26 protein-coding genes are annotated in these 23,334 nt (G+C 69.7%); 12 read left to right on the forward strand and 14 right to left on the reverse strand.

The genetic code is table 11. From position 1 onward, the window contains the following. Positions 1–13: 13 nt before the first annotated feature. A complete protein-coding gene (locus tag ACQRWP_RS03690; RefSeq protein ID WP_430500790.1) occupies positions 14–883 on the reverse strand; it encodes a fructosamine kinase family protein in 870 nt (289 codons plus the stop codon). A gap of 99 nt (positions 884–982) precedes the next feature. Between ACQRWP_RS03690 and ACQRWP_RS03695 the strand changes: the two genes are divergently transcribed. Next, the gene (locus ACQRWP_RS03695; RefSeq protein WP_430500791.1) at positions 983–2,020 is read left to right on the forward strand and encodes a serine hydrolase domain-containing protein; all 1,038 of its coding nucleotides are present in this window, start codon (positions 983–985) and stop codon (positions 2,018–2,020) included. Positions 2,021–2,158: 138 nt separating this feature from the next. Beyond that, positions 2,159–3,484 (forward strand): serine hydrolase domain-containing protein, encoded by a 1,326-nt coding sequence (locus tag ACQRWP_RS03700; protein WP_430500792.1) that lies wholly within the window; start codon positions 2,159–2,161, stop codon positions 3,482–3,484. Here ACQRWP_RS03700 and ACQRWP_RS03705 read toward each other — a convergent pair. The 4 genes from ACQRWP_RS03705 to ACQRWP_RS03720 form a co-directional block, all read right to left on the reverse strand. Beyond that, complete coding sequence (locus ACQRWP_RS03705) at positions 3,443–4,297, reverse strand: DUF4253 domain-containing protein (RefSeq protein ID WP_430500793.1); 855 nt, start codon at positions 4,295–4,297, stop codon at positions 3,443–3,445. The two genes, ACQRWP_RS03700 and ACQRWP_RS03705, sit on opposite strands and share 42 nt — an antisense overlap. A gap of 17 nt (positions 4,298–4,314) precedes the next feature. Continuing rightward, a complete protein-coding gene (locus ACQRWP_RS03710; protein ID WP_430500794.1) occupies positions 4,315–4,905 on the reverse strand; it encodes a DinB family protein in 591 nt (196 codons plus the stop codon). A 96-nt stretch (positions 4,906–5,001) separates the two neighbouring features. Further along, the gene (locus ACQRWP_RS03715; RefSeq protein ID WP_430500795.1) at positions 5,002–6,207 is read right to left on the reverse strand and encodes a cellulose binding domain-containing protein; all 1,206 of its coding nucleotides are present in this window, start codon (positions 6,205–6,207) and stop codon (positions 5,002–5,004) included. A 281-nt stretch (positions 6,208–6,488) separates the two neighbouring features. Further along, positions 6,489–7,448, reverse strand: a complete 960-nt coding sequence (locus ACQRWP_RS03720; RefSeq protein WP_430500796.1) for a PaaX family transcriptional regulator — start codon at positions 7,446–7,448, stop codon at positions 6,489–6,491. A 94-nt stretch (positions 7,449–7,542) separates the two neighbouring features. On the opposite strand from ACQRWP_RS03720, the gene ACQRWP_RS03725 reads away from it, so the two are divergent. Then, the gene (locus ACQRWP_RS03725; RefSeq protein ID WP_430500797.1) at positions 7,543–8,040 is read left to right on the forward strand and encodes a YcxB family protein; all 498 of its coding nucleotides are present in this window, start codon (positions 7,543–7,545) and stop codon (positions 8,038–8,040) included. Positions 8,041–8,072: 32 nt separating this feature from the next. On the opposite strand, the gene ACQRWP_RS03730 is transcribed toward ACQRWP_RS03725, so the two are convergent. Next, positions 8,073–8,588, reverse strand: a complete 516-nt coding sequence (locus ACQRWP_RS03730; protein WP_430500798.1) for a GNAT family N-acetyltransferase — start codon at positions 8,586–8,588, stop codon at positions 8,073–8,075. Positions 8,589–8,775: 187 nt separating this feature from the next. On the opposite strand from ACQRWP_RS03730, the gene ACQRWP_RS03735 reads away from it, so the two are divergent. Together ACQRWP_RS03735 and ACQRWP_RS03740 are read left to right on the forward strand one after the other, a co-directional pair. Further along, a complete protein-coding gene (locus ACQRWP_RS03735; protein WP_430500799.1) occupies positions 8,776–9,150 on the forward strand; it encodes a cupin domain-containing protein in 375 nt (124 codons plus the stop codon). 83 nt (positions 9,151–9,233) lie between these two features. Continuing rightward, positions 9,234–9,446, forward strand: a complete 213-nt coding sequence (locus tag ACQRWP_RS03740) for a hypothetical protein (RefSeq protein WP_430500800.1) — start codon at positions 9,234–9,236, stop codon at positions 9,444–9,446. Positions 9,447–9,537: 91 nt separating this feature from the next. Here the strand turns inward: ACQRWP_RS03740 and ACQRWP_RS03745 are convergent, their stop codons facing one another. Next, entirely contained in the window at positions 9,538–10,293 is a 756-nt protein-coding gene (locus tag ACQRWP_RS03745; RefSeq protein ID WP_430500801.1) for an MBL fold metallo-hydrolase, read from the reverse strand. Further along, on the reverse strand, positions 10,290–10,946 hold the full coding sequence (locus ACQRWP_RS03750; RefSeq protein ID WP_430500802.1) for a pyridoxamine 5'-phosphate oxidase family protein: 657 nt from the start codon (positions 10,944–10,946) through the stop codon (positions 10,290–10,292). The genes ACQRWP_RS03745 and ACQRWP_RS03750 overlap by 4 nt, the downstream gene beginning before the upstream one ends. Positions 10,947–11,101: 155 nt before the next feature. Between ACQRWP_RS03750 and ACQRWP_RS03755 the strand changes: the two genes are divergently transcribed. From ACQRWP_RS03755 to ACQRWP_RS03765, 3 genes are read left to right on the forward strand one after another with little or no spacing between them, the layout of a single operon-like run. Beyond that, a complete protein-coding gene (locus ACQRWP_RS03755) occupies positions 11,102–11,629 on the forward strand; it encodes a CGNR zinc finger domain-containing protein (RefSeq protein ID WP_430500803.1) in 528 nt (175 codons plus the stop codon). 34 nt (positions 11,630–11,663) lie between these two features. Further along, on the forward strand, positions 11,664–12,080 hold the full coding sequence (locus tag ACQRWP_RS03760) for a VOC family protein (protein WP_430500804.1): 417 nt from the start codon (positions 11,664–11,666) through the stop codon (positions 12,078–12,080). Positions 12,081–12,120: 40 nt separating this feature from the next. Then, on the forward strand, positions 12,121–12,618 hold the full coding sequence (locus ACQRWP_RS03765) for an N-acetyltransferase (protein WP_430500805.1): 498 nt from the start codon (positions 12,121–12,123) through the stop codon (positions 12,616–12,618). 59 nt (positions 12,619–12,677) lie between these two features. Here ACQRWP_RS03765 and ACQRWP_RS03770 read toward each other — a convergent pair whose 3' ends face one another. Continuing rightward, on the reverse strand, positions 12,678–14,132 hold the full coding sequence (locus ACQRWP_RS03770; RefSeq protein ID WP_430500806.1) for an alkaline phosphatase PhoX: 1,455 nt from the start codon (positions 14,130–14,132) through the stop codon (positions 12,678–12,680). Positions 14,133–14,240: 108 nt separating this feature from the next. Then, entirely contained in the window at positions 14,241–14,390 is a 150-nt protein-coding gene (locus ACQRWP_RS03775; protein WP_430500807.1) for a hypothetical protein, read from the reverse strand. Between the two features lie 190 nt (positions 14,391–14,580). On the opposite strand from ACQRWP_RS03775, the gene ACQRWP_RS03780 reads away from it, so the two are divergent. From ACQRWP_RS03780 to ACQRWP_RS03790, 3 genes are read left to right on the forward strand one after another with little or no spacing between them, the layout of a single operon-like run. Next, a complete protein-coding gene (locus tag ACQRWP_RS03780; protein WP_430500808.1) occupies positions 14,581–15,378 on the forward strand; it encodes an ABC transporter ATP-binding protein in 798 nt (265 codons plus the stop codon). Continuing rightward, positions 15,375–16,136 carry an ABC transporter permease gene (locus tag ACQRWP_RS03785; protein WP_430500809.1) on the forward strand — a complete coding sequence of 254 codons (762 nt, stop codon included), beginning with the start codon at positions 15,375–15,377 and terminating at the stop codon, positions 16,134–16,136. The genes ACQRWP_RS03780 and ACQRWP_RS03785 overlap by 4 nt, the downstream gene beginning before the upstream one ends. A gap of 46 nt (positions 16,137–16,182) precedes the next feature. Then, positions 16,183–16,962: a MerR family transcriptional regulator gene (locus ACQRWP_RS03790; RefSeq protein ID WP_430500810.1), complete on the forward strand. Its 780-nt coding sequence runs from the start codon at positions 16,183–16,185 to the stop codon at positions 16,960–16,962. Between the two features lie 8 nt (positions 16,963–16,970). On the opposite strand, the gene ACQRWP_RS03795 is transcribed toward ACQRWP_RS03790, so the two are convergent. The 3 genes from ACQRWP_RS03795 to ACQRWP_RS03805 form a co-directional block, all read right to left on the reverse strand. Further along, positions 16,971–17,924, reverse strand: a complete 954-nt coding sequence (locus ACQRWP_RS03795; RefSeq protein ID WP_430500811.1) for a hypothetical protein — start codon at positions 17,922–17,924, stop codon at positions 16,971–16,973. 29 nt (positions 17,925–17,953) lie between these two features. Next, positions 17,954–18,550, reverse strand: coding sequence for a VanZ family protein (locus ACQRWP_RS03800; RefSeq protein WP_430500812.1), 597 nt, complete (start codon positions 18,548–18,550; stop codon positions 17,954–17,956). Positions 18,551–18,867: 317 nt separating this feature from the next. Further along, entirely contained in the window at positions 18,868–20,343 is a 1,476-nt protein-coding gene (locus ACQRWP_RS03805) for an arabinofuranosidase catalytic domain-containing protein (protein ID WP_430500813.1), read from the reverse strand. A 205-nt stretch (positions 20,344–20,548) separates the two neighbouring features. Between ACQRWP_RS03805 and ACQRWP_RS03810 the strand changes: the two genes are divergently transcribed. Next, positions 20,549–21,562 carry a LacI family DNA-binding transcriptional regulator gene (locus tag ACQRWP_RS03810; RefSeq protein WP_238658243.1) on the forward strand — a complete coding sequence of 338 codons (1,014 nt, stop codon included), beginning with the start codon at positions 20,549–20,551 and terminating at the stop codon, positions 21,560–21,562. Positions 21,563–21,572: 10 nt separating this feature from the next. Here ACQRWP_RS03810 and ACQRWP_RS03815 read toward each other — a convergent pair whose 3' ends face one another. Further along, on the reverse strand, positions 21,573–23,285 hold the full coding sequence (locus ACQRWP_RS03815; RefSeq protein ID WP_430500814.1) for an amylo-alpha-1,6-glucosidase: 1,713 nt from the start codon (positions 23,283–23,285) through the stop codon (positions 21,573–21,575). Positions 23,286–23,334 lie beyond the last annotated feature (49 nt).

Raw genomic sequence — 23,334 nt, forward strand, 5'->3', positions numbered from 1 at the left:
GCCGGCCCACCGGTCAGGATCGCGTCCGGAACGGGGCCAGGACGGCGCGGATCTGATCGGCTGCGCCCCAGTCGTCGTCGAACTGGGCCAGCACGGCGAGGTGTTGTCGCAGCTGGATGACCGGCATCCGGGCCTCCCAGTCGGCGTCGAGCGAGGTCAGCTCCGCATAGACCTCGAACATCCGTCGCGCCTCCAGCGGGGGCGCGGTGGACCACACGTGCGCGAGGTCGACCTCGGCCCACAGGTACGACACGGCCGGGTCGATCAGCGCCGGCGCTCCGTCAGCGGTGGCCAGGATGTTCTGTGCCCACAGGTCGCCGTGCGTCAGACACGCCGGACGCTCCGGCAGCAGGTCGGGCAGCCGGTCGCAGAGCCGTTCCAACGCCGACCGGTCTTCCGCGTCGAGCGCCGCCTCGACGCGGGGCTCGTCCAGCCAACGCAGCAGCCGGTGCTCTGCGAAGAAGGCGAAGCCGTCGTCGTTCCACGTGTTGAACTGGCGGCGGCGGCCCAGCCAGTTGTCGTGGTGCCAGCCGAAGCGGGGATGCGTCGTGCTCAGGTGCAGGCGGGCGAGCAGGTGTGCGAACTGCTCCCAGAAGGCCTCGCTACGCGGCCTCTCCCGCAACACCGACAGCACCAGGAGGTCCCGATCCGCCATGATCACCTCGGGTGTCGCCACACCGCCGAGCTCGCGCAGGGCGGCCAGCCCTTCGGCCTCGGCGACGAAGACGTCGTCGGCCGGCGGGTCGGCGAAGCCCTTGACGAACAGCGGTGGGGCATCCCGGCGGGTGGCGATGCCCGCGAGCGCCGCGAGCCCGCCGGTCACCGGCTGCACCGCGACGACCTCACGCATGCCGGCCAGGTGCAGACGCTCCAGCAGGGTCATCCGGGACGCTCCTCAGGTCCGGCGTACGAGGTCGCCCGATCCTATGTGGCTGGTCACGGCTTGCCCTGCCGGTGGCGGGGGTGTCAGACACTGCTCGGCATGGGTCACGTGTCGGTGGATCAGCAGCGGCTGGAGCGGACCGTCCAGGAGTTCGGCGCTCGGTGGACCAGAGACGCCGCCGACATCGGGGCCTACCTGGCCGCGCAGGTCTCCGACGCCAGTCACCGTGAGGTGGTCGGCCCGCTGCTTGCCGCCAGCGGGGCCAGTGGTGTTGTCCGGGTCGGCGGTCGGGAGGTCGCGGCCTGGGGCGACCCGGACGTCCCGGAGATGGCGTTCAGCGTCACCAAGTCGGTCGTGTCGGTGGTGGCCGGCCTGGCCTTCGACGACGGGCTGTTGGTGCCGGACCAACCGGTGCACCAGGTCGTCGACGTCCCCGAGTTCCAGGGGCCGCACAACGAGCAGATCACCTGGCGTCATCTGTTGCAGCAGTCGAGCCAGTGGGAGGGCGAGCTGTGGGGCAAGCCGACGAGTGTCGACGCGCAGAGCTTCCGAGAGGGGACCGAGGTGCACGGCACGCCCCCGGGCCAGGGGTGGGCGTACAACGACGTGCGGATGAACCTGCTCTCGTACGCGCTGACGCTGCTGTTTCGCAGGTCGCTGCCGGAGGTGCTGGGGGAGCGGGTCATGGACCCGCTGGGCGCCTCCGACCGGTGGTCGTGGCACGGGTACCGGACGAGCGTCGTCGACCTCGACTGCCGCCGGGTCGAGGTGGTCTCCGGCGGCGCGCACTGGGGCGGGGGACTGATCGTCCCGGCCCGGGACCTGGCCCTGATCGGGCAGCTCTTCCTGGACCGGGGGACCCATGCCGGGACCCGGCTGCTCAGTGCCGAGTGGGTTGACCAGTCCTGGGCCCCGAGCCCGGTCAAACGGGAGTACGGCTATCTGTGGTGGCTCAACGATGAGCAGGTGCCGTGGCCCGGCGCCCCGGCGACCGGCCGCAGCGCCCGGGGCAACGGCGGCCGACACCTGCTGTGGGTCGACCCGGCCCGAGAGCTCGTCCTCGCCTCCCACTGGACCGAAGAACCGCTCGATCTGATCCGGGCGGTTTCTCGTACCGTCACGAGCCCCACCGGTTGACGGGAGTTGATCCACCGGTAGGCGCGGTCGAGAATCGACGTCGTGGAGGACGTGGGTCTACCTCAGGACTGGGTCTCGTTGCTGGGCCAGCTTGACCGGCAGGTGTCGTCCGGGCGGCTCTCACCGGACACCGCGGCGTTGCCCGAGCTGATGAGCAGCTACGACGTGCCGGGGGTCAGCATCGCCGTCGGCCACGTGAGCGGGCAGGTGTCGGCGACGGGGTTTGGCGTCCTGGCCAGCGGGACGTCGAGTCCGGTGACCGCGAGCACCGCCTTCGCGGCCTGTTCGATCAGTAAGCATGTCGCGGCGTTCGGAGCGCTGCTGCTGGTCCAGGCCGGTGTCCTGGATCTCGACGCCGACACCGGCGAGTACCTCACCACATGGCACCTACCCGGACGTGAAGACCGGCAGGGAATCACGGTACGACAGCTGCTGGCGCACACTGCCGGGCTGTCCGACACCTGGTATCGCGGCTATGCCGCAGATCGCGCCCCGTCGCTGTCGCAGGTTCTGGAAGGCAGCGGCGCGACGACTACCGCACCGGTCCGGCCGACCCTGTTGGCGGGTAGCCGCTTCCGGTATTCGGGCAGCCACTACTCGGTGCTCCAACAGCTGATGGTGGACGCGACCGGAACCCCGTTCGAGGACCTCCTGCGAACTCTGGTGCTGGAACCGCTGGCCATGGCCGACAGCAGCTTCGACCAGCAGTTTCCGCGGCAGCGACCGGAGCGGGTGGCGCATGGCCACCACGGCGGCGGCACCAGGGTTGCAGGCGGCTGGCGGACGCAACCGGAGCTGGCCGCAGCCGGACTGTGGAGCACGCCGGCCGACCTGCTCCGGCTCGACCTCGAAATCGCCCGAGCCGTCTCGGGAAGCTCGAAGCTGCTCGACCGCGACCTGGCCACCCAGATGTGCACACCGCAGATTCCTGGCGGCAGCTACGGGCTCGGCACCGAACTCGACCACCGCGCCGAGTGCCGGCGTTTCGGACACACCGGGCTGAACGTCGGCTATACCTGCTTCTCCTACGTGTGGCCCGACAGCGGCACCGCGCTCGCGGCGATGACCAATTCCGAGGATGGCTGGGAGCTGCTGGTCAGCATTCGCGCCGCCGCGGACCGTCGCTACGCCACCACCCGAATCACCGCCGCGCCGCTTGCCGACGTCACGGGTCGCTACGTCCTGCGCGACGACTACCCGATCGACATCGCGGTCACCGACGGCCAGCTGACCTTCGCCGCCGCGACACAGCAACCGGTTGCCCTCCTGGCGGACCCGGACGGTCGCTACCGACACCTGGACCTCGATCTGGAGGTCCGGTTCGTCCGGACCGACGACCAACCCTACGTCCTCGAACTGCGCCAGGAAGGGGTCACGCAGACCGCGAGGCCAGCAACCGAGCAACCGGTAGAGCAAGGTCTGTCAGGGTCGGTTGTGGACGAACCACGCGTCACCGGCCGGTAGGGCGACGGCGACCTCCCATTGGCTCAGTTCGAGGTTCGGAGCGAGCGCCTTGAGCTGACCGGCGGCAGCCCAGGCCTCGTCCCCCGGCGTCGGGCGACGACCCACCTGAAACTGGAGCATGGTGCCCCACGACGCGACCAGGCGGGCGTCCCATTGGTGCCGCCACTGCGCCAGCACCTCGGCGAGCCGCTGCCGATCCTCCTCGGTGAGCGCACCGTAGAAGTCCACCCAGTACGCCGAGCTGCGGACGTCGCTGGTGGGCAGCAACATGAGCAGGACGCTGTCCGGCGTAAACCAGTAGTCGGTCTGCGTCACGAGCCGCACGTTGCCGAGCACCTGGGCGTGCAGGTCGGCGTCGGCGAGCACCCGGTCGTAGAGCGCCCGCTCCAGCGCCGGGAGCGGCGTCGGCAGCGCCACGTCCGGCAGCAGGGCGGTCAGGTCGACGCCGGTCGTGCCACGCGCGTAGAACTCGATCTCGACCTCGTCGACCTGGTGGTCCTCGCTGTAGTGGCGGTAGGTCAGCCAGGGTTCGGAAGATGCTGCGGCCTCGGCGAACGCGCGCAGCTCCGACTCCGACGGACCCTGCTCGGGCTCGGGCCGGAACGTCAGCGCGTCGTCGAAGTCATCGGTGACCATGACGGCCCGGCGTCCGATGACCGGCACCAGCGCCTCGGCGGTCTGCCAGACCTCGTGCAGGCGGTCGGGGTCGACGTCGGCGACGAGGATGGTGCCCGACGGGCCGTGCCCGATCGGCAGGCCGGCCAGCGGCGTGCCCAGGAAAGCCGCTTCGATCTGGTTGAGGTCGTCTCGCACGCCGACAGCTTTGCCGATCACTCGAAGTGGTCGGCCAGCTTCGTCAGCTTGCTGACATACGCCGGCCAGTCGTAGTCGTCGGGGACGTTGCTGTTGTTCCGCCGGAGGCCGATCGCCGTGTCGTGCTGTTCGCGCATGATGTCGGCGTGCCCCGCGTGCCGGGCGAGATCACAGGTCACGTGGATGATGATCCGCTGTAGCGTCACGTCCTGCCGACCTGGCCGCCACCACGGCACCTGTCCTGGCGCGTCGAGCGGTAGCTGGTCGATCGTCTGGTCGGCGAACTCGCCGACCCGGCGATACAGGTCGATCAGCCCGTCCTTCGTCTCGTCCTCACGGGCGTACCAGTCTGCCTGCGGGTCCTCGTCGAACGCCGCCATGGGGACCAGCTCGTCAGGCGTCGGGAATTCGCGGCCGAAGGTGGGCCCGAAGTAGCCGGCTTCGACATTGAGGCAATGCTTGAGCACACCCAGCAGGTTGTTGCCGGTCGCCGTGCGGGGCAGCCTGACCTCACGTTCGCTGAGCCCGTCGAGCTTCCAGATGAGGTCTTCGCGGTTCTCCCGGAGGTAGTCGTGCAGCGCGGCCTTCGCATCGCTCAGATCAGCCATGCCCGCCAGTCTCCCCTACCCGCCCGGCCCACGCGCACCCTCGGCGGGCCGGCGCCGGGGCACCGGCCCGCCGAACGACTCGATCCGCCCGGGGCGTCAGCTTCCGGTGCAACTCGCGGTGCTGCCGCTGCCGCTCCCGGTGCCCTGGAAGCCGAAACTGGTGGCCTGACCTGCGGCCAGTCGCCCGTTGTAGCTCTGGTTCGCGACCGTGATGGTCCCGCTGGTGCCGCTGCTGACCCCGTTCCAGAGCGAGCTGACCGCCACGCCGCTCGGCAGGGTGAGGGTGACCCTCCAGCCGGTCAGCGCTGTGGTTCCCGCGGTGACGCTCACGTTGGCGACGAATCCTCCGTTCCACTGGTCCTGGACGGAGTAGACCGCGGTGCAGCTTGGCGCGCCGGTCGGCGGTGGCGTGGTGGGCGGTGGCGTGGTGGGAGGTGGCGTGGTGGGTGGCGTGCCGTCGTCGAGCGTCAGGTTCTTCTGCTGGACGCTCCACTGGCTGCGGCACAGACCGCAGTCGGAGCCGACGAAATTACGGCCGGCGGTGGCGTCGCCCTTCAGGCGCCACTTGAAGTAGAGAGTCGCCACCCGGCCGAACTCGCCGCCGTTGGCCTGGTCGTAGGTGCCGCCATGCCCGACGTTCAGGTTGCCCATGAAGGCGGGCAGGCCCGCGGGCAGCTTGCCCCAGTCGTCCATGGCGTTCGGGTAGGCGATGTCGCTGGGCCCGCCGACGAAGTAGGCGATCGGCTTGGTCAGTCTCCTGAGCTGGTAGTCGTCGGCGTCGTTGAGCAGACCGCTGCTGAAGATGCCGGTCGTGGTGACGCGCGGGTCGTTCGAGACGGCGTACGCCTCCAGACCACCGCAGGAGAAGCCCGCGACGGCGACCTGGCTCGTGTCGATCTTGTTGTAGTACTTGCTGCCCTGCCGGGAGTTCTCCGCGACCGCCCAGTCGATGGACTGGGTGAGCATCTGGGAGGTGGTGGAGCCGGATCCGTTCGGGGCGCCGTTGGCGATGGCGAGGAAGCCGTGGGAGGCGATCTCGCGGAGGAAGTTGCCCTGGGAGAGGCCGTTGGCCGAGCAGCCGCCGTTGCCCCACACGACGATGGGCAGGCGTTCGGACGGGAGGGTCTGCGGCCGGAAGATGGTGTGGTTGGCCAGGGTGGCCGAGGTTTCGTAGTCGGCGGGGTAGGGGCCGGAACCGCCGATGGCGGCGGACGCCGGTGTCCCGCCGAGCGCCATGATCACGGAGGTGACCGGGACGATGGCGGCCGCCAGCCCCGCGTAGATCTTTGCTCGCCTACTCATCGAATCCTCCAGGAACAGTCACGGTGGCGCTCCCTGCGGTGGCGGTTGTGTCACTCGCGCCCCGACGAGAGTGGTCAGCGCTGGCCACGGGTCTGGTCGACGGGGCGCGTCGCGGCCTGGGTGGCGGCCGTGCCCTCGGTCGCCACTGCCCGCTCATTCAGCGCCGGCGACCGCCCGGCCGCGGTCCCTACAGGCGCTCCGATGGGAGCTGTATGCAGTTACTATCACTGTCGCAACGAAAAGTGTCAATGTCCTGCTGGCTCTGACCAACCGCGACGTCGTCAGCCGGCGAGTGGGCTGCTGCGGTGCTTTCCGCCGGTCGGCTCCGGCCGCGAGGGATCCCTCGACGCCTGGAAGTGGGTGATCCACGAGGCGGCATCCGGCCAGTGCGGAGTTGCCACCTCCACCAGACGCGCCTGAGCGAGCGAGCCGAGCAAGGTGTGGATGTCCAGGAAGGTCTCCCTGGCCTCCTGGCGAGGCCAGGGCTCCGGCAGCAGGTGCGGGGGGAGATCCGGGTCGATGTCGGCGAACTTCCGCCAGGAATCCATGGCGGAGGTCCGAGCCACCAACGCTCGGGCCGCGTCCACCTCGCCCTTGCGCGCGGCTGCCCGCAGCTCCGCGTACTGCTCGATGAAGCTGGAGTACGCGGAGGCGAGGCTGGTCAGGTCGTACGCGGAGGCCGGACCGTGCGGCCCGGTCTCCTCGTCGAACCGGGCATGCAGAACCGACCATCGGGCACCCTCAACGTGGTGCAGCAGCTCGCGCAGCGCCTCCTGCGCCGGTGCGGCGTCGGATCCCGGCCGGATCCACACGCTGTCGTACAGGCCCACGAACCCCAGCGCGCTCAACGACCTGCGGAGCGCGTGACGGGACGCCTGGCCGGCGTTCGGAACGGAGAAGGACGCCAGCACCCATTCGCCGGTCCAGGGCGCCGGGCGGGAGCCGAAGTTCAGGAAGTGCCGCATCCGGGAGCGATGCTTGGCGATCGCCTGCGGCGTGAGGTGGTAGACCGGCGACCGGCCCTTCCTCCGCATTGCGATGAGACCCCGCTTGACCAGCCGGGACAGCGCGGCGCGGGCACTGGACTCGCTGACCCCGAACTCCCGCAGTATCGCGATGACCGCCGTCGACGGCAGGTCGGCGTCCGAGGAGTCGAGGTACTCGCCGAGCAGGGTCGTCAGCAGATGCTGCGGGCTCGACCCCGCCTGGGCCCGGGGCACTCGGACGTCGTCGGCGTTCACCTCATCAGACTGCCGCACCAGGATGCCCACGGCTCGTCAGGTGGGGCGGGGGCAAGGCGCCTTCGGGGGCGGGTGGAGGCACTATCGTTCTGGCGTGCACATCCGTTTTGACGTCCCCGCCGATCCCGCCTACCCCGGCCGGGTGGCCGCCGCGCTCGGCAACGCCCGGCTACGCAGATTCGGCTACATCGGGGCGGTCCTGACAGCGGTCGGGGTCATCGGTCTCGTCGTCTCGCGAGGGTTCGGGTGGGGCGAGCGGAGTTCGCCGCTGTGGACCGCGCTGGTCGTGGCCGGCGTGCTGTCGATGCTGTACCGGCCGTGGGTGCTGGCGCGCGCCCGACGCCGCTCCGGTAGCTACGCCGTCGAAGGCGCCTACGACATCACCGATGACAACATCATGATGCGCAGCGGCTCGGAGTCCGGCGGCATCGCCTGGGACGGGGTCGCCCAGGTGCGGGACGCCGGAGATTTCTGGGTCGTGTACGTCGGCCGAATGCCGGCGACAGTGATCCCGCGCTGGCTGATGTCCGCCGAGGACGCGGAGACGCTGTGCGGCTACATGACCGATCGAGGGCTGCTGCCCCGTCAGTGAACTCGGCTGCCGCGGGCCGCTGGGGGATCGAACTACCGCGTCCGAATCGGTCGCGAGGGGGCACCGAGGAGCACCTCGTACTGGTAGAGATCATCGTTGGTGCCGGTGTGCCGGAAGCCGGCACGTTCGAGGGTCCGCCGGGAAGCGACGTTGTCGCCGGTGGTTTCGGCGACAACGCGGGACAGTCCGTGCGCGGTCGCGAGGTCGAGCAGGGCGGCGAGCGCCTCCGCCGCGTAGCCGTTTCCCCGGGCTGACGGGGCTAGGCCGTAACCGACCTCGACGCGTCCGTTCTCCGGCCGACCCTTGAAACCGATGCCTCCGATGGCCTTCCCGTCGGCGGTGCGGGTGATCCGGTAGTGCCCGAATGGACGTCGGTCGCCGTAGGCGGCGGTGGCGGCGAGAAAGCCCCGCACGCCGAGGACGTCACCATCGAAAGGGAAGTCCTCCGCCCAGTCGTCCCCGGCCCCGGAGCGCCGCCCGACGATGCGTTCACCCTCTGCGGTGTCGATGGGGTGCAGGCGCAGTCGCGGCGTACGAAGTTCGGTCACGGGCGACAGCGAAGCAGCCCTCATGAAACAGCACAAGCCGATTTGCGCGCCCGGCACGGGCCGGCTTCGCGGAATCGGCCCCCCGTGTCGGCATCCCCGCCCCTGATCGTCTACCGCTCCCTATTCTCGACGGGGATGCACCAATCCGAGTAGTGGCCGTCGGCCCGACGGCTTACAGGAGGCCGTCATGAGCAGCACGGATCGACCCGAGGGGATCAGCCCCACAGCGGTGGAGTCAGCACCAGGGCTGTGGCGGATCGATCTGCAACGGCACGACCTCAGCATCCCCGGGCGAGAGGTCATTCAGACTCGGGTGGAGTTCACGCCGGATTCGCCACCGTTCAAGCATTTCCACCCCGGCGAGGAAATCATCTGCGTCCTTCAGGGAACGCTCGAATATCGGCTGGAGGGGCAGCCACCCATGGTGTGCAATTCCGGCGACGCGCTCACGGTCCCATACGGTGTGCACCACCAGGCCCGCAACGTCGGCGACGGTATCGCTGTCGAACTGGCCACGTACGTCGTCGAGAAGGGGAAACCACTTCTCACCAAGGTGGAGTGAGATCTCCACGGCCGGGCGGACAACAGCGGCCTGATCCACGCCGCACCGTTTACGCGATCGGCGCCTCGGGCAGAAGGCACACCATGACGAATGATCGGGTCAGGTCTGTCGGTGGCTACACCATGCGAATCCTCGGCGTGCTGGCGGTCGTCGTGGGCGTGCTGGGGATTGTCTCCAGCCTGTCTCAGGGCAACCTCGTCGGGGTGATCCTCGGTGTCGTCTTCATCGTCGGCGGGGCGTTCCTGCTCAAGCGCTCGGGCGCAGCGGCGACACCGATGCCGCGGAGCACGCACTGACGTCTGCGGGGTTCGTGGTCGCCGTGGTCGTCGCGGCGCTCGACCACGGCGACCGAACCCCAGGGCAGCACCGGGCCGGTACGAACCCTGGTCAGACGGTCGCTGAGTCGCCGGGTCGCAGGTCGACGAGCACGTCCGTCAGGCCCGCGGTCTCGAAGGCGCGCACGACGTCGTCGGCGCCCTGGGTGTAGTGCGCCCAGCCGTCCTGATGAACCGGGATAACCGCCCGGACGCCGAGCAGGGTTGCCGCTCGTGCCGCCAGTTCCGCGGTCAGGGTGAGGAACGCCTCGCCGCGCACCGCGATCTGGGCCGCGCCGAGGTTGAGGATCGCGATCTCAATCGCCGGAAATTGCTCCGCGACGACCGCCACCACATCCAGCGAGGCGTTGTCGCCGCTGACATAGACGGTCGGCCAACCGGTCGCCTCCAGCACGAACCCGATCACCGGGCCGTTGACCACGCCGATCTCCGGCGAACCGTGCAGCGCCGGCACCGCCGTGACGCGCACGTCGCCGACCTCGGCGTACTCGAAGGGCCGCAGGCCGGTCGCCCCTGGCCCGAGATTCGGTGCCCCCGCCGTGGTGGTGAACACCCGTCGGGCCCGGCGCGCGTACTCCCGACCGGAGACGTCGAGGTTGTCGATGTGGTGTTCGTGCGACACGAGCACGACGTCGACCGGGTCGAGGTCCGTGGGCGCCGCGCTCGGGCCGGTGAACTTGGTGGCGGCGACCGGCCCGTCCTGGTACGTGCGCGGATCGTCGAAGGTCGGGTCCAGCACGACGCGTTGGCCCGCGTAGTCGAGGACGGCCGTGGGGCCGCCGACGGTGCGTACGGTCAGCTTGTTCATGGTGTTCTCCCTGGTTGGTGATTCGCCTGCTCGCGGAGGGCCTGGTTTTCGGCGCGCAGGCGGGCGAGTTCGTCGCGCACCGGCGCGAGCGCGTCCGAGAGTTCCGCCTCACTGAAGCGGGGCGTGATGTGTTGGGGGCAGTTCCAGTCGTAGCCCTGCACCTTGACGGTGATCAACTGCTCCACCCGGCCCGCTGGCCCGGGCACGCTCAGCCTTTCCAGCAGGTCCTCGAACCCGGGGTCTCGCGCGTCGGTGACGTGCGCCGTGCCGATGATCTTGAGTCGGCGTTGGTGGGCGTAGTCCATGAGCAGCAGCGAGACCCGGGGTGACGTGGCGAGGTTGCCGACCGACAGGTACTGCCGATTGCCGCGCAGGTCGGCCCAGCCGAGGACGCTGTGCCCGTCGACGGGGTCGAGGACGTGCAGGAAGCCGGCTGGGCCGCCGCGGTGCTGTAGGTACGGCCAGCCGTTCTCGCCGACGGTGCCGAGGTAGAAGCTGTCGCGTTCGGTGATGAAACCGGCCTCATCGTCACTGAATGTCGCATCCGTGTCCCACCCGGCGGTCATGCGCTGGATGGCGGGCCGGCTGCCGTAGCGCTGTTGCGCGGCGACCACCGACGCGGTGGTCAGCTCCTCCAGGTAGCGATGTGGCATGACGAGCACCTTCCAGAGGTCGGGCCGGGCCGGTAGGAGTCGGCGCTCCGGCGAACGGACGGGTCCCACCTAACCATCGTTACGACCTTTGCCGGTAAGAAGATACGTCGCAGTGACTAACCTGTCAAACGTCGGACGGTGGTAAGGTTGCCGGCATGACGCGTCGGCCACTGGGGGGCGAACCCCTCGCACTGGACCTGGTCAACACCCAGTGGGTCGAGCGGGGCCGCATGGTCGACCTGTTCGACGAGCCGGACGGTCTGCGGGGATGGCTCGCCGAACACCACCTGGAGGGTGACCCCGCAGCGGTGGAGACCCCATTGCGGGAGACGCGTTCGGCGCTGCGCCGCCTCCTCGAACAGCCTGACGAGGACGCCGAACGGGGGGTCAACGCGATCCTCGCCCGTGGTGCCTCGCGCTACACACTTCGCGAGGGGGCCGCGCAGGAGCGGCATGACGTCGACGCCGGCTGGCTCCCCTCCTGGCGAGCGGCCGTCAACTACCTGGACCTGCTACGCCAGCAACCCAACCGCATCCGACGCTGCGGTAACCCCGCCTGCGTCCTGCACTTCTACGACACGTCGCGCAACGGCACCCGACGCTGGTGCTCGATGGACGGCTGCGGCGCTCGCGCCAAGGCCGCCCGCCACTACCAACGCCAGCGCGTCACCCCTACCGCCTAGCCAGCGGCGGCAGCGCGAACCTTAAGGTGAACGAATGTCGGTCAAGCAAGTTCAAGTGACCTTCGACTGCGCAGAGCCTGTGCGCGTCGGTCGTTTCTGGTGTGAAATGTTGGGGTACGTCCCGCCGCCGCCCCCGGAGGGGTGCGCCACCTGGGACGATGTCAATTCCGAGCAGGGTTCGTGGTTCGCGTGCAGTGACCCTTCGGGGGTGGGCCCGCGCCTGTACTTCCAACGGGTGCCGGAAGGCAAGGTCGTCAAGAACCGGGTGCACCTCGACGTGCGGGTCGGCACCGGGCTCGTGGGCGAGGAGCGCCTGGCGGCCCTTGAGGCCGAATGCGCGCGACTGATCCCGCTCGGCGCGGTACGCGGGCAGCTGTTGCTCGCCGACGAAGAGAACGAGTCGTGCCTCAACATGCAGGACGTCGAGGGCAACGAGTTCTGTCTCGACTAGGTGCCCGGGCACCTGCCGAATGGCGCTAGCCTCGGCCCTCATGACCTGGCTGCCCGATGAGTTCGTCCACCCCGTCCACGTGCCGGTGCCCGACACCGCGCTGCATCTGCGGCCGATCCGCGAGGCGGACACCCCGCTCGACTACCCCGCAGTGATGGGTTCCCGCGAGCGCCTGTGGGAGATCTTCGGCCCGGCGTGGGGGTGGCCCAGCGAGACGATGACGTACGAAGAGGATCGCGTCGACCTGCTGCGGCACGAGGAGGAGATAGCCGCGCACCAGTCGTTCAACTACGCGTTGCTGGACGAGGGGGAGACGGCGATCCTCGGCTGCGTCTACATCGACCCGCCGGAGCGCACCGGCTCCGACGGCGAGGTCTCCTGGTGGGTGGTGGACGACCTGGTGGGCAGCGAGGTGGAGGCCGCGGTCGACGCGCTGGTGCCGCAGTGGATCGCCGCGGACTGGCCGTTCCGCCAGCCCTGCTATCTGGGGCGCGACATCGCCTGGCAGGACTGGCTGGCGTTGCCGCGCGTCTCCTGACCGCGGCCGAGCCTGGTGGGGGCCAGGCGTGGTCGCCTGGCCCCCACGTTCGGGCTCGATCAGCCCAGGTACTTCTCCCACGGACCGGTGATGGCCAGGGTGAGGCCCGGGTCCTGCATGTTGACGAAGAGCACCTTGCCGTCCGCGCTGAAGGTCGGCCCGCAGAACTCCGAGTCGTTGAGCTGGTTGCGGGCGATCGCGTACGTGGGCCCACCCGGGATCGTGCTGAGCACGTGCGAGGCGCCCGTGCCGTCCTCGGCGAGCACGAGGCTTCCCCACGGGGTGACGGTCACGTTGTCCGGGCCGTCGAAGGTGAGGTCGGTGTACTTGACCGGCGCACCCTGCTCGGAGGCGGTCTGGTGCGGGAAGTACGTCACCAGCTGGATGGTCTGGTTCCTGTAGTTGTAGAACCAGACCATTCCGTCGTGCGGCGCCGCGTCCGCCGGCAGGTCACCCTCGTCCCAGGCGTAGGAGTTGACCACGTACACGCCCTCGTCGGTGGCCCACACGCCCTCGAACTTGCGTCCGCGGGTGACCTGGCCGTCGGCGAACTGCTCGCGCACCGACTTGGTGCGCGCGTCGCGGTCCGGCACCTCGATCCACCGGACCGGGAAGGGACGGCCCAGCTGGGCGGAGGTCAGGTAGGCGACGTCCGGCAGCACCGAACCGTCATCCATGATGATCTGCATCGCGGCGAGGACACCGGCGTTCGGTGCGAGGCGGGTGAGCACGCCCGGGCCCAGCTTGACGCCGTGTGGCGCCGTCCAGCGGTAGAAGAGACCGTTGGGCTCGTCGGCGTCCTCGGAGAGGTAGACCCGGGTGCGGTCCTTGTCGACGGCCAGCGCCTCGTGGGAGTAGCGGCCCAGGCACTTGATCGGCTTCGGGTCGGCGCTGCCGTCGGCCCACACCTCGAAGACGTAGCCGTGGTCCTTCTGGTAGACGCCGGACCGGCCGCCCTCTTCCCACTTGTCGCCGGCCCGGTCCTCGGTCTCCTCGCAGGTGAGCCAGGTGCCCCAGGGGGTCGGCCCGCCGGCGCAGTTGGAGATGGTGCCGGAGAGCGCCACGAACTCACCCAGGTTGCGGCCCGCGAGGTCGGTCTTGATCACGGTGCAACCGCCGGCGTCGACGGCGCCCGCGTCGTAGACCGTGCCCTTGACGTGCGGCACGCCGAACTCGGCGCCCGGGTCGATCTCGTGGTTCTGGATCAGGGTGTACCTGCCGTGGCCGGCGTCGTAGACGGCCATGCCGTCATGGTCCGACGGGGTGGTGCCCTGGCCGCGGTCGAGCCGGGTGACGCCGGTCCGGGTGACCACTGTGTAGCTGAAGCCCTTGGGCAGGGCCAGGACTCCCTTGGGGTCGTCCACGAGCGGCGGGAAGGGCACGTTACCGGGCTTCACCGGCGGGTGCGGCCGGGCCGGACTGGCCTGGGCCAGGGACGGCAGGCCGCCCGCGACGGCAAGGCCGACGCCGGCGGCGGCGCCGCTGGCGAGGAAGGTACGACGAGAGGAAGGCACGTGGATCAACTCCTGGTCAAGACAAAGTGCGACGACTGGCAGCCAACTCCTTCGGGCGGACAGCGACACGTCACCCGTGGGATCGGGCGGTGACATCGGAGTTAAGAGTCAGGGTCGCGTACGCGTCGCGGGCAGCAGTGGCTGCCAGTCCTGGGCGAGGGCCCACTCGGCGAAGCTGTGCCAGCCGACCTCCGGGTGGTCGCGGCGTAGCGCGGCGACGTCGACGGTCAGGCCCACGGTGCTGAAGTAGCCGAACATGGCCGCCCAGGTCGGTGGACCGCTGCCGAACCTGGGCCAGCGGAGCTAGAGGTGATTACGCGCCACATGAACCGGGCGCATGACCTCAGCCACGCCCAGATGCGTCGCCTGCGGTCCCAACCGAAGCCCGACTGAGGCCGGCGGCATCGGGCTTGACCTTGACGCTGCGTCAACCCTCCATGCTGCCGCCATGAGCAATTCGCACACAACAGCTCAGGCCGAGCAGCCCGCGATCCACGTGCACGGCCTGGAGAAGTCGTTCAAGCAGCTGAAGGTGCTGCGTGGCGTCGACATCGACGTCGCGCGGGGCAGCATCTTCGCCCTGCTCGGCTCGAACGGTGCCGGCAAGACCACGGTGGTGAGGATCCTGGCCACGCTCCTCAGGGCCGACGGCGGGACGGCTCGGGTCGCCGGCTTCGACGTGGCGACCCAGCCCGCCGACGTACGGCAGTCGATCAGCCTCACCGGGCAGTTCGCGGCGGTCGACGAGATCCTCACCGGGCGGGAGAACCTGGTTCTGGTTGCCCGGCTGCGCCACCTCAAGGAGCCCGGTGCGATCGCGGACGACCTGCTGAGGCGCTTCTCGCTGACCGAGGCGGGCACCCGGAGGGTGCGGACGTACTCCGGCGGTATGCGTCGCCGTCTCGACATCGCGATGAGCCTGATCGGGAACCCGCCGGTCATCTTCCTCGACGAGCCGACGACCGGGCTGGACCCGGAGGCGCGCATCGAGGTGTGGCAGGCGGTCAAGGAACTCGCCCGTGGCGGCACGACGGTGCTGCTCACCACCCAGTACCTCGACGAGGCCGAACAACTCGCCGACCGGATCGCGATCCTCCACGGGGGACGGATCATCGTGAACGGCACCCTCAACGAGCTCAAGCAGCTCCTGCCACCCGCCGAGGTCGAGTACGTCGAGAAGCAGCCGACCCTCGAGGACGTCTTTCTCACCCTCGTAGGCGCCAAGACGGAGAAGGAACAACGATGAACAAGCACTTCCTCGGCGACACCACCGTCCTGCTGGGGCGCTCACTGCGCCACATCGCCCGCAGTCCGGACACCATCATCACGACCGCGGTCATGCCGATCGCCTTCATGCTGCTGTTCGTCTACGTCTTCGGCGGCGCGATCGAGACCGGCTCCGACTCGTACGTGAACTATCTGCTCCCCGGCATCCTGCTCATCACGATCGCCTCGGGCATCTCGTACACCGCCTTCCGGCTCTTCCTCGACATGCAGGGCGGCATCTTCGAACGGTTCCAGTCCATGCCGATCGCACGATCCTCGGTGCTCTGGGCACACGTGCTGACCTCGCTGGTCGCCAACCTGATCTCGCTGGTGGTCGTCGTCCTCGTCGCCCTGCTGATGGGCTTCCGCACCGGCACGAGCGTGCTGGGCTGGCTCGCCGTCGCCGGCATCCTGGTGCTGTTCACCCTGGCGCTCACCTGGATCGCCATCATTCCCGGCCTCACCGCCCAGTCCGTGGACGGTGCGAGCGCCTTCTCGTACCCGCTGGTCTTCCTGCCGTTCGTCAGCTCGGCCTTCGTGCCCACCGCGTCGATGCCCGGCCCGGTGCGCGCCTTCGCCGAGCACCAGCCGGTGACCGCCATCGTCAACGCGATCCGAGACCTCTTCGCGCAGGAGCCGGTCGGGTCGGGCATCTGGACCGCCCTGGCCTGGTGCGTCGGCATCCTCGTGGTGGCCTACCTGTTCGCCAACCTGACCTACCGCCGCAAGATCTCCTGAGCGGGATTCGAGTGGGGCCGAGCGACTCGAGGGGCAGGATCAGAGCATGCTGACGATCAGTCAACTCGCGGCGTACGCCGGCGTCACGGTGCGGGCGGTACGCCACTACCACCAGATCGGCCTGCTGCCGGAGCCCGAGCGGGACGCCTCGGGCTACCGGCGGTACAGCGCAGGGGCGGTGGTGTCCCTCATCAGGATCCGGATTCTCGCCAACGCCGGCGTGCCGCTGTCCCAGATCGGTCAGATGCTGGAGGCCGACGCGTCGACCTTCGCGGCCGCGGTTGAGGAGATCGACAGGCAGCTGGGCGACGAGATCGCACGACTGGAGGCCAGCCGGAAGCAGATCGCGCAACTCGCCGCCGGGGATCGTCTGGCGCTCGCACCAGAGGTGATCACCTACCTCGAACGGCTCCGCGACATTGGCGTGTCCGAGCGGGTGGTGGCGGGTGAGCGGGACAGCTGGATCCTGATGTCGGCTCGTTGGCCCGATCGTGTCCGCGAATGGATGCCCAGCAAGATCGCGCAGCTTGACGACCCGCAACTCATTCGGCTCTATCGGATCCTGTCGGAGATGTTCGAGAGCGACACCGGCGACGACGCGCGTCTGGTGGAGGCCGCTGACATCTTGGCCGGCCTCGCCGAGCAGGCATACCGCTCTGGCGAGATCGACCTCGGTGAGGTGGCGCAGGACGATCTGCCGTTCGACCTTCTGGACGCGCTGGCCGTCGAGGCGGACCCGCGGGTGAAGCGACTGCTGGATCTGATGCGCGAGCGTGGCTGGGATGGTCTGGCGCGGCTGGAGCGGCTGGCAGAGCCGCCCACCTGATCCTAAGGTCAGCTCTGTTGGTAGTTCACCGCGGCGAACCCGCACGGCTGGTGCAGGTGCAGGTAGTAGGCGCCCTCGCCGACGTCGTCCAGGTCCGCGCCGCCGATCAGACCCACGTAGTCCATCGGTTCCCCGCAGCCGGGGCAGTCGGCGTGCTCGGCGTCCTGGATCCAGTCCGGTCGGCCGCCCAGGGTGGAGCCGCCCTGGTTCCAGGCGCTGGCCTGGTACGGGCTCGCCAGGGCCGGCCCTGGGACCGGGAGCAGCGTCGGCGGGTCCTCCGGTCCGGCATCGTCGCCCAGGTAGCTCGGCCGGGTGTTGTCAGCCCACCAGGTGGTGGCACCGGCCGGCGTGACCCGGCTGTACAACGTCGTGTAGCAGGCGCAGAAGTGACAGGTCTCGATCACCAGGCGGCCGGACCAGCCGGTGTGGGCCAGCGCGGCGCCGACGGCGGGGTCGGTGGTGTCGAGGTCGGCGGCGACCCAGAGCGGTGACGCGCACCAGGGGCAGGCGGGCCGGGCCGCGGGCGCTGGCGCGTCCCGCATGACCCACCGGTACGCGACGTCAGCGCACAGGTCACGTCGGTTGCCGCCCGGGCCGATCGTCCAACCGCCCTCGAGCGCGTAGCTCAGCGCACCGACGTGCAGGTCGTCCGCACCGGCTGGCGGGTGCGTCGACCAGCGACGCAGGGCGTTCTCGGCGAGCGGGTGAGCGCTGTGGGCCAGGATGAGGAGCAGATGGTTGAGCCGGTCCGGCGTCCGCCCGCCGTCGACCTGCTCGATGACCCGGCCGACCACGTCGGTGCCCGCCGCCCGGTACAACGTCGCAGGCCACAGCAGGTCGAGGTCGAGCAGGGCCCCGTGGTACGGCGAAAGCCTCTGTGGATCGGCGGCGGCGATCTCGCTCAACTCCTCGATCGCGTCGCCGTCCTCGTCCGCCGCTCTGCTGATCAATTCCTCGATCACCAGCGGATGGTAGCTCCCTCCTCCGACGCTCAGCGTCCCGCTGCCGGGGCCGGCTGGGGTTCGCGCTCCGTGGACGTGTCGGGTGTGGCGCGCCACCAGCGGCGGGACGCCAGCGCCGCCAGCCCGGCGCCCGCGGCGTTGAGCAGGACGTCGTCCACCGACGACACCCGATCCAGCCGTAGGACGTACTGGGCGGTCTCCACCAGGACCGAGCAGCCGGCCGCGAGGACCAGGATCCGTGGCACCGACGCCAGCGCCGGGAACCGCAGCGGAGCGAAGAACCCCAGGGCCGCGAAGACCAGCAGGTTGCCGACGACCTGGACCGTCGCCGTCAGCGGCCCCCCGTCGGAGAAGATCGTGAGCAGGTCCCGCAGCGGCACCAGGGTCACCCGACCGGAGACGACGCCGGCCTGGTCACCCGGCAACATGATCATCCATACCCACGGCACGGTGCCGTAGACGATGCCGACGTCGGCCAGCGACGTCCGCCACGCCGACGTAATGCCGGCGGCACGTCGGCGGCGTGCCAGGGCCCATACGGCCAGCGCGGCCAACGGCAGGACGACCACCGTGATGAGGACGACGCCGTTGAACGTACCGAGCCAGCCGTGCCAACCCCTGACCATGCGACCCCCGCTGTTCGCCCAGCCCCGAAACCTACCCGGCCCGGGCGGCGGGCGATCGCCCGTTTCTGGCACCCGCACCCACACGCTCGTCGACTTGGTGTGGCTGGGACGGTGACCGTCGGTCATCTTGGTCAGGGCGGATGCGGTTTTGAGCGGTATACCTCAGCGGTATAAATATGCCGCTGAGGTATACCGCTCAACGGCAGATCGACAGGGCGGACCAGCCGAGCGCTCGGTGCAGGCCGCCAGGCAACTCAAGGTCGTGCCGCCCCCGGCGGCGCTGCGGGGGCGGCACGGGTGATCAATCGTGCGGTGGGTCAGCTGCGGGTGGCCCACCGCTGGTTGGTGCCGCCGTTGCAGGCCCAGAGGATGAGCTTGGTGCCGTTCGCGGTGGCGGCCGCGTTGGCGTCGAGGCAGAGCCCGGACTGGACGCCGGTGATGGTGCCGGTGGAGTTGAGGTTCCACTGTTGGTTGGTGCCGCCGTGGCAGTCCCAGATGATGGCTTGGGTGCCGTTGGTGGTGCCTTGGCCGTTCGCGTCGAGGCACTTGTTGCCGTACACCTGGAGTTGTTTGCCGGCGGTGTAGGTCCAGCGCTGCGCGGTGTTGCCGAGGCAGTCCCAGAGTTGGACCTGGGTGCCGTTGGTGGTGCTGCCGTTCGGAACGTCGATGCAGCGGCTGGACTGGCCGCCCACGACCTGGACGTTCTGTTGCGGGTTGCCGCCGCCGACCGGCGCGTAGGCGGCGGCGTTGATGTTGGCCTGGACGGCGTTCTCGGTGGCCGCCGTCGGGTAGCCGGAGGTCAGTACGCCCTCGAAGAAGGTGCCGCGACCGGTGATGCTGTTGTCACCGCCGATGCCGAGCAGGATGGCGCCTTCCTTCTTCATCGGGTGGTAGCCGTTGGGGCGTGGCCCGTCGAAGTAGGTCGTCAGGCTGCCCGACTGGGCGTTGCCGCCCCGGATCGCCCAGTGGTTCGGCTCGCCCTTCACCATGGCGGTGACGAAGCGGTGGTTGATCGACGCGATGTTGTTGTAGCCCGCGTTGACCCCGGAGAACAGCCCCCACTCCAGGTCGGCCATGATCCAGGGCCCGGCACCCGCCCCGTAGCCCCACTGCTTGTTGGCGCCGAAGTAGACGGTCTCCATGATGGCGCGTTCGTCGGCGAGGTTGTTGGTCTGCGCGTTGCCGTAGTCGAAGCAGCACCACTGGTTGTAGTGCGTGCCGTCGACGACCGCGTAGATGCCCTCGGGCTGGTCGCCGGTCGCGACACCGTTTGTGTTGTTGTTGCGGTAGCCGGTGCCGGGGGCGATGTAGACGCCGTACGCCTTCTGGCCGCCGACGGTGACCGGCGCCGCCTTCGCGTCGGCGAGGTTGTCGAATCCGCCGGGAGCGGGGCCGACGAAGTAGCCGGGGGGCGCCTGGGTGAGACGGTTGTTGCGGCCGGACTGGTCGTAGATGACCGTGATGACGCAGTTGGTGTTGGCGCAGAACGTGTCCTGGGTGGCGGCGTTGGCGTAGCCGCCTTCGCTGAGCACGCCGACGTCGCGGGTGGTGTTGTCCGACGAGCGTCGGACCTGGTAGAGCGGGCCGTTGTATGCGCCGTACAGCGCGCGGGTGGTGCTGTGCGCGGCCACGCACGGCGTGCCGCCGGAGGCGTAGATGTCACACGGGCCGGTGCCGGCGGCGTGGGCGACGCCCGGCGCGTCCGAGACCACATAGGCGCCAGCGCCGACGACGAGGACGAACAGGGTCCCGGCGGCGGCCATCAGGCGACCCAGTTTTCTCTTCACGTTCATCGGATCCTTTCGGTTGCGTGGTGGGGGAGGGGTGCGGCGGTGGAATTGACGTAACACGTCATACCTGTGACATTAATGGGCGTCCATCTATTAGCGCTAGTTGGCACGCGTTGGTCATCGATCGATGAGCCTGAGGACGGATATGCTGGTCAGCGGAGCAAGGTGCGTCCCCGTATCGGGGCAAAAATCGATTCGAGGGCGATTGATGAACATCGGGGAGATCGCTCGCCGGGCGGGGGTGTCCCGCAGCACCGTTTCCTACGTGCTCAGCGGGAAACGCAGCGTGTCGGAGGCGACCCGGCAACGGATCCAGTCGGTCATCGACGAGTTGGACTACCGGCCGAACGCCAGCGCCCGTGCTCTCAAGGAGGGGCGCACCCGCACCCTCGGGCTGGTCATCCCGCCAGCGAGCCAGCGGTTGACCGACATGCAGCTGGGCTTCGTCGCCAGCGTCGTCGAGGCCGCCGCCCGACACGACCTCGACGTGCTGCTGTCCCCCTCCGGTGGCGACCATGACCGGTCGTTCGAGCGGATCGTCACCGGGCGTCGGGTGGACGGCGTGGTCCTCATGGAGATCCGGCTGGCGGACGACCGGGTGACCCGGCTGACCAAGGCCGGGCTGCCGTTCGTCACCATCGGCCGGACCGCCGAGCCGCACGGGATGAGCTGGATCGACATCGACTACGCCGGGCTGATCGCCCGGTGCGTGCAGCACCTGGCCGACCTGGGGCACCGGCACGTGGCACTCGTGAACCGGTCCGCCGAGTTGGTGGCTGCCGGATACGGCCCCAGCCATCGCGCGCTGACCGGCTTTCGTGCGGCGGCGGTGGAGCGGGGGTTGACCGGCGTGGAGGTTTGCAGCGGCGACGACACCGCCTCCGGCGAGGCGTGTATGGAGCAACTGCTCGCGACGCACCCGGAGGTCACGGCGGTGGCCACCATCAACGAGGCCGCACTACCCGGAATGCAGCGCGCGTTGACCGGCGCCGGGTTGTCGGTGCCACGCGACTTCTCCGTCACCGGAGTCGCCGCGCAGCACTGGGCGGAGGATTTCCGCCCGCCGCTGACCGCCGCCGACGTGCCGATGGTCGAGATGGGCGCCGAGGCGGTGTCGCTGCTGCTGGAGATCATCGCGGCTCCCGGCGCCGTGCCACGACACCGCCTGTACAGCCCGCCCATCTCGTTGCGTTCCAGCACCGGCCCGGTCCGGGCCCGCTGATCCGAGCCGGCTACCCGCCCCTGACCCGCCGCTCCTCCTGGGCACCGGCGAGGATGAGATAGCTGCTGGCGGTCCAGGTGTAGGCGCGGTCCCGCAGCCCGGTGCCGGTCTCGGCGTCGAAGTTCTCCGCGAAGCCGGACTTCTCGCACAGCGCGAGGAACCGCCGACTGATGTCGTCGGCGATCCTGGTCTGCCCGGCCCGACGCAGGCCGTCCTCGACCAGGACGGTGGAGGGCGCCCAGATCGGGCCACGCCAGTAGCCGTCGGCGAGGTAGTGGGCCGAGTCCGTCGGTTCGGTGGCCAGCCCGTGCGTGGTCAGGTGGGTTTCGACGCCGCGCGCCAGCGCGGTGGCGACCGGGGCCGGCAGGTCGGCCCCGAGCGCGACGGGCATCAGGTCGAGCAGACTGCGGCTCCTTCGGCGGTGCCCGGTGTGGGGGTCCCGGGCGCAGAAGCGCTCGCCGTCCCACAGGTCGCGCAGCATGGCCCGGTGGATCCGGTCGGCCTCCCGGGACCAGCGGGTGGCGGGCTCACCCAATTCGCTGGCGAGGTCGGCGAGGCAGCGAAGCTGCGAGACCAGGAACGCGGCGAGGTCAGCCGTTTCGAGGACCCGGTTGTCGTCGAAAGTGGTGGCGTTGTCCCAGCCGCTGTCGTTGCCGTGCTGGTAGTGCGGCAGGTCGTGGCCGGGAGCACGCCGCGCGTCGAGCCAGAACCCGGTCCAGCGGGCGAGCCGGTCGTACGTCTGCGCCAGCGCCGCCCGGTCCGGGGGCTGGGGAAGGCGTCGGCGCAGGTGTCGGAGGGCCCAGCCGTGGATGGGGGGCTTGACGTAGTTGTGTAGGACCTCGGAGTGGGTGACCGAGTCGGGGAGGGCGCCGGCCTCGTCCTGGTGGTCGAAGGGCAGCTGGAACTGGTGCCAGGCCAGCTCCGGCTCGCCGGCCGCCAGGGCGATCGCGTTGAAGCAGTGGTCCCAGCTCCATACCTTGTCCATCCAGTGCTTGGACATCAGGACGGCCGGCCGGGTGACGAAGCCCGCCGCGGCGACGGTGGCCGACCAGAGGACGTACGCGGCCAGCTCGGCGGCCGGCGTCTCCGGACCGCGCCAGGGCGCGATCGCGTCGACGAACGCGGTGAACTCCGCGAACCGGTCGCGGCACAACTGCTCGAAGCTGACGGATCCGGCGTACGGACGGCGGGCGGTGGCGTACTCCTCGATCGCGATCTCCCAGGGCTGGTCGCCGGCAAGGTCCAGGGAGCGGTCAGCGGTGCCGAGCGCCTGCGCGCCGTCGGTCCGCAGCAGAGCGCCGGAGAGCACCGTGATGCGGTAGCGGCGACCGGTTTCGTACGAGGTGAACACGTGTGATCCGTCGACCGGGTCGGCGTACAGGTAGGTGCCGCTGAACGGCGTGAGGGTGTGTGCCGCCGCGGCCACCCGCAGGCCGAGCCGGTGACCCCGGATCCGCAGGGTGTCCGGCCCGTCGTAGACGGCCTCGATCCGGTCGGCCCCGTCGCGCCAGGTCAGCAGCGCGGGTGTGGCGACGACGGTGGTGCCGGCGACCGCGGGGGCCAGACGCAGTACGGGGTGCAGACCGGTCTGGTGCGAGACCAGGTGCAGGTCGTCGGCGTACGTCTTCTCGGCTACCACCGGGGAGATGTTGAACCAGGATCCGCGGTAGCTGAACGGGATGTCCTGGATTCCGAACTCCGGACCGGACGGGGCGACGGTCATGGGTGGCGGGTGCCTTTCTGTGGTGCGGGTGGTCAGTCCTCGACCGCCG

The sequence above is a fragment of the Micromonospora trifolii genome (genome assembly GCF_050516465.1).
Classification (GTDB): domain Bacteria; phylum Actinomycetota; class Actinomycetes; order Mycobacteriales; family Micromonosporaceae; genus Micromonospora; species Micromonospora trifolii.

Excerpts from the sequence above, each read along its gene's own strand:
- ACQRWP_RS03690 (WP_430500790.1), bottom strand. The coding sequence starts at position 883 with ATGACCCTGCTGGAGCGTCTGCACCTGGCCGGCATGCGTGAGGTCGTC.
- ACQRWP_RS03695 (WP_430500791.1), top strand. The coding sequence starts at position 983 with ATGGGTCACGTGTCGGTGGATCAGCAGCGGCTGGAGCGGACCGTCCAG.
- ACQRWP_RS03710 (WP_430500794.1), bottom strand. The coding sequence starts at position 4,905 with ATGGCTGATCTGAGCGATGCGAAGGCCGCGCTGCACGACTACCTCCGG.
- ACQRWP_RS03715 (WP_430500795.1), bottom strand. The coding sequence starts at position 6,207 with ATGAGTAGGCGAGCAAAGATCTACGCGGGGCTGGCGGCCGCCATCGTC.
- ACQRWP_RS03735 (WP_430500799.1), top strand. The coding sequence starts at position 8,776 with ATGAGCAGCACGGATCGACCCGAGGGGATCAGCCCCACAGCGGTGGAG.
- ACQRWP_RS03740 (WP_430500800.1), top strand. The coding sequence starts at position 9,234 with ATGACGAATGATCGGGTCAGGTCTGTCGGTGGCTACACCATGCGAATC.
- ACQRWP_RS03745 (WP_430500801.1), bottom strand. The coding sequence starts at position 10,293 with ATGAACAAGCTGACCGTACGCACCGTCGGCGGCCCCACGGCCGTCCTC.
- ACQRWP_RS03750 (WP_430500802.1), bottom strand. The coding sequence starts at position 10,946 with ATGCCACATCGCTACCTGGAGGAGCTGACCACCGCGTCGGTGGTCGCC.
- ACQRWP_RS03755 (WP_430500803.1), top strand. The coding sequence starts at position 11,102 with ATGACGCGTCGGCCACTGGGGGGCGAACCCCTCGCACTGGACCTGGTC.
- ACQRWP_RS03760 (WP_430500804.1), top strand. The coding sequence starts at position 11,664 with ATGTCGGTCAAGCAAGTTCAAGTGACCTTCGACTGCGCAGAGCCTGTG.
- ACQRWP_RS03765 (WP_430500805.1), top strand. The coding sequence starts at position 12,121 with ATGACCTGGCTGCCCGATGAGTTCGTCCACCCCGTCCACGTGCCGGTG.
- ACQRWP_RS03775 (WP_430500807.1), bottom strand. The coding sequence starts at position 14,390 with ATGTTCGGCTACTTCAGCACCGTGGGCCTGACCGTCGACGTCGCCGCG.
- ACQRWP_RS03780 (WP_430500808.1), top strand. The coding sequence starts at position 14,581 with ATGAGCAATTCGCACACAACAGCTCAGGCCGAGCAGCCCGCGATCCAC.
- ACQRWP_RS03785 (WP_430500809.1), top strand. The coding sequence starts at position 15,375 with ATGAACAAGCACTTCCTCGGCGACACCACCGTCCTGCTGGGGCGCTCA.
- ACQRWP_RS03790 (WP_430500810.1), top strand. The coding sequence starts at position 16,183 with ATGCTGACGATCAGTCAACTCGCGGCGTACGCCGGCGTCACGGTGCGG.
- ACQRWP_RS03800 (WP_430500812.1), bottom strand. The coding sequence starts at position 18,550 with ATGGTCAGGGGTTGGCACGGCTGGCTCGGTACGTTCAACGGCGTCGTC.
- ACQRWP_RS03805 (WP_430500813.1), bottom strand. The coding sequence starts at position 20,343 with ATGAACGTGAAGAGAAAACTGGGTCGCCTGATGGCCGCCGCCGGGACC.
- ACQRWP_RS03810 (WP_238658243.1), top strand. The coding sequence starts at position 20,549 with ATGAACATCGGGGAGATCGCTCGCCGGGCGGGGGTGTCCCGCAGCACC.
- ACQRWP_RS03815 (WP_430500814.1), bottom strand. The coding sequence starts at position 23,285 with ATGACCGTCGCCCCGTCCGGTCCGGAGTTCGGAATCCAGGACATCCCG.